The 1,438-nt window shown below is 66.1% G+C and carries 1 pseudogene; it reads left to right on the top strand.

The features are described from left to right. Window positions 1–632, top strand: a pseudogene (locus tag BJQ90_RS18985) (hypothetical protein); the annotation flags it as partial. Between the last annotated feature and the right edge of the window lie 806 nt (window positions 633–1,438).

The raw sequence follows: 1,438 nt of genomic DNA, 5'->3' as shown, positions 1-1,438 counted from the left end.
CCTCGTCCCCCTCCCCCTCGGCAACCTCGACTGCGGCCCCCTCAGCCGAAGCCAGAACCGGAGCCCACCCCGGCCTGAACGGCCTCGGAGTTTTCCTCCAGCTCAAGGCGGACAGCTCGCAGGCAGCCGGAGACCGCGCCGCGAAAGCAGCGAACGCTCTGGTGAACCACCCGCAAGCGTTGGCCAAACTCCCCGCCGCCCTGCAGGCGGATGTGACGGCGCTCAAGGACGCCGCCCCGGCTGACCGGGTAAAAGACGCCTACAAGATCAAGACCACTGCCCTGTCCGGCGGGTACGGCGCTGACGTCCAGAAACGCGCAGAACAACTGGTCAAGACCGCAACCGAGACCGCCGGCCTGCGCCAGGAACTGCGCACCGCCTTCACCTCGGCCAACCCGGGCGCCGGACTGCAGAAGATCGCTGACCAGGTCATCAGCCACCCGAAGCTTCTCGCCAAGCTCCCGGCCAACCTGCAAGCTGACCTGAAGACCCTCAAGGACGCCGCACCGGCCGACCTGGACACCCAGGCCAATAAGATCAAGGACACCGCGCTGAACGGCGGATACGGTGCCCAGATCCAGAAAGCTGCCCAAGCCCTCGGAAAGAAGGCCGCCGCAGCACCCGGCGCCTAAAGAAACACCGGTCCGCAGGGCCGGGCAGCCGTCACTTGGCTGTCCGGCCTCTGCTTTGCCGTTTAAGCGGGAGCCCTGCCGTCGAGCCGCCCACCGACACGAGGACCTCAAACGCGCAAACAAGGTGCACGCTCATCATCGCTGTCAGGTCTCCGCCCGCCCGGATCAGTCTGCCGGACGGCTGCGAGAAAACACCAAGCGCAACCGGACCGTCGGACCACATATCAGTACCAGCCCGCCTGACACCCGACGGAGCCCGCCACGCAGCGCCGGCATCAATAGTCCCCGGGATCCGGCCAGCACCTGCCAAGCCCACGTCCGGTGCCGATGCTGGCGGCTGCGTCGGGAAGATCGAGAAATTGTGCACTGTCAGGACAGCCGCTGGAGCCACAACGGCCGGTTCTACCTATAAATGCGCATATCCGGCCAGCATCACTAAGGGGGGCGGGACGCTGCGCCACGTCGAGTTTCCGAAGTCTGGACCGCGGGATTGGTACGTGGAGCCGGTTTGGCGGCCTGTGGCCAGGACACAGAAAACCCCCGCGTCTGACCGGGGAGGTCGACGGAGCCGGGGCTCTTTTCTTCTCCCGCCGCAATTGGGGGATGCGGCGGAACCCTCCAACGCTATCTGTTGCCCCATGCCATGGGCCGCGGCCAGCGTGTGGTTTAGGAAGTGGCCCAGGCAGAGCTTGCCCTCGTCACCAGAAGAATTGCCATTCAACTTGGTTGGTCCGTCACACCGGAGATCCCGGGAAAGCCGTCCGGCGCCTCATATCCGCGTCCGCCCAACCGGGTCGCCGGGGACC

This window comes from Arthrobacter sp. SO3, from assembly GCF_020532825.1.
GTDB lineage: Bacteria > Actinomycetota > Actinomycetes > Actinomycetales > Micrococcaceae > Arthrobacter.
The sequence above is the reverse complement of the archived record's forward strand: the minus strand, read 5'-3'. Positions and strand labels throughout refer to the sequence as shown.